We start from the raw sequence: 6,206 nt of genomic DNA on the forward strand, positions 1-6,206 counted from the left end.
GTCACGGGGACGGCGGGCGGTGAGCACCACGCGGGCGGCGATCGTCTCGAAGTCGGTCAGCCCCGGCCCGGCCGCCTCCAGCAGGCTCTCCCGCAGGGCGGGTGTGAAGTGGTGGTCGATCAGCGACTCCACGACCTCGGCCAGGGTCACGGGGTCGGCGAGCAGCCGTTCCACGGCCGGCCGCAACCGTCCCCGGGCCCCGACCGCCCGCAGTCGCGAACCGCGTTCGGGGAAGTGGGTCGGGATCGGCCCGGTGCCCTCGGCGGAAGGGGACCACAGCGAGCGCTCCAGGTGCACGAACGGCATGGCGGCCCGATCGCGGGAGGGGCGCTTCGCGGGCCGACCGAACTCATCGATCAACAGGCCCACCGGGTGCTCCAGCTCCTCATAGGTCACCTCGGTGGTGCCCCGCTCGACGAACCGGTTGATCAGCCACAGCAGCATCAACGGCTTGTGCGGCGCGCGGCGCCCACCGTCGTTGGCCCGGCGCAACCCGGCCAATCCCCCGAAGAGTTCCTCCCGCTCCACGCCCCACACCGTAGCCCCCGGCACCGACGACCCCGGGGGAATTCCGCGATCGCCGCGTTGACCCTCACACCGTGTCAGGCGGTGGAATCGGAGACATCATGTTCACCATCGGAGACTTCGCCCGGCACGGTCGCGTCTCGGTCCGGATGCTGCGGCACTACGACGCGATCGGACTGTTGCGCCCCGCCCGGGTCGATCCGTTCACCGGGTACCGCCTCTACACCGCCGACCAACTCGCCCGTCTCAACCGGATCATCGCGCTCAAGGACCTCGGGTTCACGCTCCACCGGGTGCGGGACATCGTGGAGGAGAGGGTCGGCCCGGAGGAACTGCGGGGGATGCTGCGCCTGCGGCGGGCCGAGTTGGAGAGTGCCGTGGCCGAGGCGACCCGGCGGTTGACGGGGGTCGAGGCGAGGCTCCGAGCGATCGAGAGCGAGGGGCGCATGCCCACCGACGAGGTTGTCATCAAGAGTGTTCCGGCCGTGCGGGTGGCGGAGTTGACCGCCGAGGCGGCGGGTTTCGACCCCCGGGACGTGGGACCCGTGGTCTCCTCCCTCTTCGAGGAGCTGTGCCGGCTCCTGGCCGAGGCGGGGATCACCCCGACGGGGCCGGGGATCGCGCGGTACGAGGATGTCCCGGACGGTGACGGCCGGGTCACCGTCCACGCCGCTCTCCCGGTCTCCGCCACCGTCCGGGACGGCGCCCTCCGGGTGGTCGACCTGCCGGCCGTGGAGCGGGCGGCGACCATCGTGCACCGGGGTTCGATGGACGAGGTGGTGCCGACGGCCCAGGCGCTGGGGCGGTGGATCGAGGCCCACGGCTACCGGGCGGCCGGCCACCCGCGGGAGGTGACCCTGGAGCACCCGGGGAGCGGGGGCGCGTGGGTCACGGAACTCCAGGCACCGGTGATCCCGGCCTGACCGGCCGTTCCGCCGCCCGGATCGGCGCGGCGGGCGCGGGGTGGCGCGGGCGGCCGGGGCCGGTCCCACCGGCGGTCACGGTCGCGCGCGGGTGGGTTACGTTTCCGGCGACGGCGCCCCGCCACCGACCGACCACCGGAGAGACGCCCGTGCACCGTTCCGAAGCCGCCGAAGCCGCCGAAGCCGCCGAAGTCTACGTCCCCGCAGGGGCGTTGCCGCGCCCCCGTGCCCTGCTGCTCGATTTCGCCGGGGTGATCCTGGAGTCGGTCGAACGGCCCGGTTGGCGGACCCGGGCCGCCGAACTGCTCCACCGGCACCTGGCGGACGCCGGGCACCACCAACCCGTCGAGCGGTTGGAGACCTCGCTGGGCGCCGGCCTGGCGGCGTTGCACGACTGGCGCAATGCCGCCGGCCGTCGGCGGGAGCCGGTGGAGCTGACCCACCGGGAGATCTGGGAGGACTTCATCGCCTCCGACCTGCCCGCCCCGGCCCGGGCCCGGCTCGCCGCCGGCGGTGCCCGCCTGCTCGGGGAGGTCACCCTCCTGCGCCGGGAGTACCGGACGCGCCCGGGCATCCCCGAACTGCTGCGCGCGGCGGCCGGCGCGGGGGTTCGGGTCGGTGTCGTCAGCAACGCCCACGCCGGTCTCGTGCACCGCGCCCTGCTGCGCGACCACGGTCTGGCCGACGGGGTGGGGGTGGAGATCTACTCCGACGAGGTCGGCATCCGCAAGCCGCATCCCGGCATGTTGCACCTCGCCGCCGGGGCGCTGGGGGTGCCGATCGGGGAGTGCTGGTTCGTCGGGGACACGCTCGACCGCGACGTGGTGGCGGGCCGGCGCGCCGGGGTGGGCGCGGTCCTGGTCACCCGGGCCGAGCGCACCGATCACCCGCCCTACCCGGTGGTCGAGCGCCCCGACGTGGTGGTGGACACCCCGGAGGGGTTGCTGCCCCTCCTGGCGGCATCGGTGTCGGGGTCCGGGCCGGCGTCGGTGCCCGACGGGCCGACGGACCCTTCGGGGTGACGGGTCATCGGGCCCCCGGGGCCGCCGAACGAGCCTCGAACACCGTTGTCCCCGGGGTGAACGGCAGGGTTTCCCGGGACGACGGTGACCCATCGGGCACGGGTGCGACGGAGGGCGTCGCCGGCGCGGAAAGTGGCCTCCGGGGGCCGGTGGGGCGGCTCCCTATTCCCCTCCCGAGGGGTGATGTCGCTCCGCCGAACGGGTGAAAGGGCGGAGGTTCAGCCACCATTCGGGACTTCCGACCCGAAACATCCATGTGTCGGCCTCGTTAGTCGGCACAGGTCCGCGAGGACCGATCGGGGAAACCCGAAGCCCGTGAAAATGCTGAACACTCCGTCAAGACAGGGAGACCACATGTCTCGCATGGCCAAGTCCGCCGCCTTCGCGGCCGCCGCCGGGATCGCCGTCCTGGGGACCGCCGGCACCGCCGTCGCCGACAGCGAGGCCCAGGGTGCCGCCGTCGGTTCCCCCGGCGTCCTCTCCGGCAACGTCGTCCAGGTGCCGATCCACATCCCCGTGAACGTGTGCGGCAACACCATCGACATCATCGGTGTCCTGAACCCCGCCTTCGGGAACGTCTGCGTCAACGCCTGACGTCCCCGTCTCCCGGCACGGTCCGGTCCCGCGGCACACACCGCGGGCCCCGGCCGACCGGGCGGGTTCCTCGGCCGAGCGCCGATCCCCGCGCGCCGCGGGCGCCCCACCGGGTGTCCGCGGCGCGCCGCGTTCCCCGGCGGTGCCCCGGGCCCACCGGTCACCGGGCCCACCCGCACCGCCCCGGTCACCGGAGCCACCGTGACCCCCCGCGTGACGGCCGGGGGCCGTTGCGCGGCGGGACGCCGCACCCGGGCCGTCGAGGCCACCGGACCGGCTACTCATACCGCCCCGACCGTCCCCGGCCCGGGTTGAGTACGAGGACCCATACGGGGTTCCGGCCCCCGGCCGCACACTTCCGGCCATGGACCAGCGTGTTCGCGGCATCCCGGGGGACGGCCGCGCCCCGGACGCACCGGCGGGACCACCCGCCCGCATCGGCATCACCGGCATCGGCTCCGCCCTGCCCGACCATGTCCTGACCACCGCGGAACTCCAGGCCGAACTCACCGCCACGAGCGGCCTGCCCCTCCCCGACGGCCTCCTCGAACGCGCCACCGGCATCCGCACCCGCCGCGTCGCCGCCGACGACGAGTACGCCTCCACCCTCGCCGTCCGCGCCGCCCGCCGCGCGCTGGACGCCGCCGGGCTCGACCCCGCCGACATCGATCTGCTGCTCTTCGCCTCCGCCTCCCGCGACATGGCCGAGCCCGCCACCGCCCACGTCGTGCAGGCCGAACTCGGCACCCGGGCCCACGCCCTGGACGTCACCAACGCCTGCAACAGCTTCCTCAACGGCATCGACCTCGCCCGCGCGTTCCTGATGGCCGGGCGCGGACGACGGGCCCTGGTCGTGGTGGGGGAGACCCCCACCCGGGCCATGCGCCGCCGCCCCCGCGACCTCGCGGAGTTCCGCGCCGGCTTCGCGGGCTACACCTTCGGCGACGCCGGCGCCGCCGTCGTCCTGGAACCCGTGGCGCGCGGCGGTCTCCTGGACCTCGCCACGGAGACCCGCTCCGAGCACTGGCGGCTGGGCGGCATCCCCGGCGGCGGTTCCCGGTTCCCCCGCGGCGACGAGCACACCTGGTTCACCGGGGACGGCCAACTCCTGCGGGAGACCTTCGAGAAGATCGGTCCGGCCCTGCTCGACCGCGCCCGGTACCACGCCGTCGGCGAGCACTTCGCGCACGTCCTGGTGCACCAGGTGACCGTGCCCTACCTGCGGCGCTTCGCGGAGATCACCGGCATCCCCGACGACCGGCTGGTGGTGACCGTCCCCGAGCTGGGAAACGTCGCCGCGGCCACGATCGGCGTCCAACTCGACCGGGTGCGCGGGAGCCTGCAAACCGGGGACCGGCTGCTGCTGGTCGGCCTCGGCGGCGGCGTCAGCATCATGACCGCCGTGTGGGAGGTGTCGTGACCCGCCCCGCGGACCCCATGGCCCACCCGGGGGTTCACCACGCCCCGGCCGTCGCCGACGCCGCCGACCGCCTGTGGGTGATCGTCCCGGCCCATGACGAGGAACGCCGACTGCCCGACACCCTGGCCGCCCTCGCGGCCCAGCACGACACCCGGATCGTCCTGGTGGTGGTGGACAACGCCTCGACCGACGGCACCGCCGCCGCGGCCCGCGACTTCGCCGCCGACGCGCCGTTCCCCGTGCACGTTCTCCACGAGCCGGACAAGGGCGTCGGCTGCGCCGTGGACACCGGCTTCCGGTACGCGATCGCCGCCGGGGCGCGCCTGCTGGCCCGCACCGACGCCGACTGCCTGCCGCGCCCCGGGTGGACCGCCGGCGCCCGCGCCGCGCTCACCACCCCCGGCGCCGGCCTGGTCTGCGGCCGGATCCTCGCCCGCCGCGACGAACACGGCCCGCTCGGCCGCGCCGGCTTCCGCGTCCTGGTCGCCCTCGCCGCCCTCTTCGGCCGGCTGCGTCCCGCCCACCGCCGCCGGCACGGCTACCGCGCCCCCTACCGGATGCACGCCGGGAACAACATGGCCGTCACCGCCGACCTCTACACCGCCGTCGGCGGCATGCCGCGCCGCCCCTCTCCCACCGATCGGCTCTTCCTCAACCGGGTGCGCCGGCACACCGACCGCATCACCCGGGCACGCGGCATGGTCGTGGAGAACTCCACCCGCCGGCTGCGCGCCTACGGTCTCCTCGGCACCGCCCGCTGGTACCTGGACCGGGGGCCCGGCCGGCTCGGGGAGGACCCGCGATGATCCTCGACCGTCTCCCGGCCGTGCTGCGCGCCGCCCCCGACCGCCCGGCCGTCCTCACCGCCGGGCCCCGGGGCGGCACCCGGATCGCCGCCCGGCGCGGTGACCTCGCCGACCTCGCCGACGCCTGCGCCGCCGGATTGCGCCGGCGCGGCCTGCGCGCCGGCGACACCCTGGGCGTCGCCGTGCGACCCGGCCCCCGCGCCCTCGCCGTGCTGCTCGCCGCCCACCGGCTGCGGCTGCGCGTGGCCGTCCTCGACCCGTTCGCCGGGCCGGAGGTGCTGCGCGCCCGCCTCGCGCTCGTGTCGCCCGCCCTGGTCGTCGCCGACGCCGCCGCGCAGGCCGTCGCCGGACCCGCCCGCCGCCTCGCCCGACGAGCCGGACTCGCCCTGCCGCCGTTCGGCGACCTCGCGCCCGTCGTCGCCACCGTCGGCCGCCGGCTCCCCCACCGCCGCGACGGGGAACATCTCGGTCAGCGCGTAGACCCCCGTGACGGTCCGGGCACCGGCCAGGCGGGCCCGGCGCATCAGCGCCGCCGGGACCGGCGCGGACCCCGCCCACACCCGACCCGTGAGGCGGGCGCCCCGGTTCAGCGCGGCGCGCAGGGCCGGGGGCGTGAGGTAGGTGTCGGCGGGTTCCAGTCGGGCGAGTTGGGCGGCCAGCGCGGCGGGGCGACGGGCGGGCAGCGCCACGGGCGCGCCGCGCGCCAGGGCGGGGGCGAGCACGAAGAGGGTGCCGCCGAGGACCGGCCGGCCCGGCACCGGGTCCACCAGGGCGGTGACCGCCGCCAGCCCGGCGTCCAGGGAGGCCCGGTCGTGGACGACGGCCCGGGGTCGGGCGGTGGTGCCGGAGGTGAAGACGATCACGGCGTCCCCGGCCCGCGCGTCGCCGACGACGGACCCGCCGGGGGGCGGGGTGT

At 76.0% G+C, this 6,206-nt stretch carries 6 protein-coding genes and 2 pseudogenes; 6 read left to right on the forward strand and 2 right to left on the reverse strand.

Annotated features, from left to right (window positions below):
• On the reverse strand, window positions 1-528 hold a 528-nt coding region (locus tag FOE67_RS13245), incomplete at its 3' end, for a phosphorothioated DNA-binding restriction endonuclease family protein (protein WP_498370698.1).
• Between the two features lie 98 nt (window positions 529-626).
• On the opposite strand from FOE67_RS13245, the gene FOE67_RS13250 reads away from it, so the two are divergent.
• From FOE67_RS13250 to FOE67_RS29275, 6 genes and pseudogenes are all read left to right on the forward strand, one after another.
• Window positions 627-1,448 (forward strand): MerR family transcriptional regulator, encoded by an 822-nt coding sequence (locus FOE67_RS13250; RefSeq protein WP_182663871.1) that lies wholly within the window; start codon window positions 627-629, stop codon window positions 1,446-1,448.
• 149 nt (window positions 1,449-1,597) lie between these two features.
• A complete protein-coding gene (locus FOE67_RS13255; RefSeq protein ID WP_323384868.1) occupies window positions 1,598-2,470 on the forward strand; it encodes an HAD family hydrolase in 873 nt (290 codons plus the stop codon).
• Between the two features lie 354 nt (window positions 2,471-2,824).
• Window positions 2,825-3,064, forward strand: a complete 240-nt coding sequence (locus tag FOE67_RS13260) for a chaplin (protein WP_182663873.1) — start codon at window positions 2,825-2,827, stop codon at window positions 3,062-3,064.
• 364 nt (window positions 3,065-3,428) lie between these two features.
• Window positions 3,429-4,484, forward strand: a complete 1,056-nt coding sequence (locus FOE67_RS13265) for a 3-oxoacyl-ACP synthase III family protein (RefSeq protein WP_182663875.1) — start codon at window positions 3,429-3,431, stop codon at window positions 4,482-4,484.
• The gene (locus FOE67_RS13270) at window positions 4,481-5,290 is read left to right on the forward strand and encodes a glycosyltransferase family A protein (protein ID WP_323384870.1); all 810 of its coding nucleotides are present in this window, start codon (window positions 4,481-4,483) and stop codon (window positions 5,288-5,290) included. The genes FOE67_RS13265 and FOE67_RS13270 overlap by 4 nt, the downstream gene beginning before the upstream one ends.
• Window positions 5,287-5,559 (forward strand): annotated as a pseudogene (locus FOE67_RS29275) (AMP-binding protein); the annotation flags it as partial. The gene FOE67_RS13270 and the pseudogene FOE67_RS29275, both read left to right, overlap by 4 nt.
• Window positions 5,560-5,781: 222 nt before the next feature.
• On the opposite strand, the pseudogene FOE67_RS29280 reads toward FOE67_RS29275, so the two are convergent.
• Window positions 5,782-6,153 (reverse strand): annotated as a pseudogene (locus FOE67_RS29280) (AMP-binding protein); the annotation flags it as partial.
• Window positions 6,154-6,206 lie beyond the last annotated feature (53 nt).

Origin of the sequence: Streptomyces calidiresistens (genome assembly GCF_014141525.1) — a bacterium.
GTDB classification, from domain to species: Bacteria; Actinomycetota; Actinomycetes; order Streptomycetales; family Streptomycetaceae; genus Streptomyces; species Streptomyces calidiresistens.

Excerpts from the sequence above, each read along its gene's own strand:
- FOE67_RS13265 (WP_182663875.1), top strand. The coding sequence starts at position 3,429 with ATGGACCAGCGTGTTCGCGGCATCCCGGGGGACGGCCGCGCCCCGGAC.
- FOE67_RS13250 (WP_182663871.1), top strand. The coding sequence starts at position 627 with ATGTTCACCATCGGAGACTTCGCCCGGCACGGTCGCGTCTCGGTCCGG.
- FOE67_RS13260 (WP_182663873.1), top strand. The coding sequence starts at position 2,825 with ATGTCTCGCATGGCCAAGTCCGCCGCCTTCGCGGCCGCCGCCGGGATC.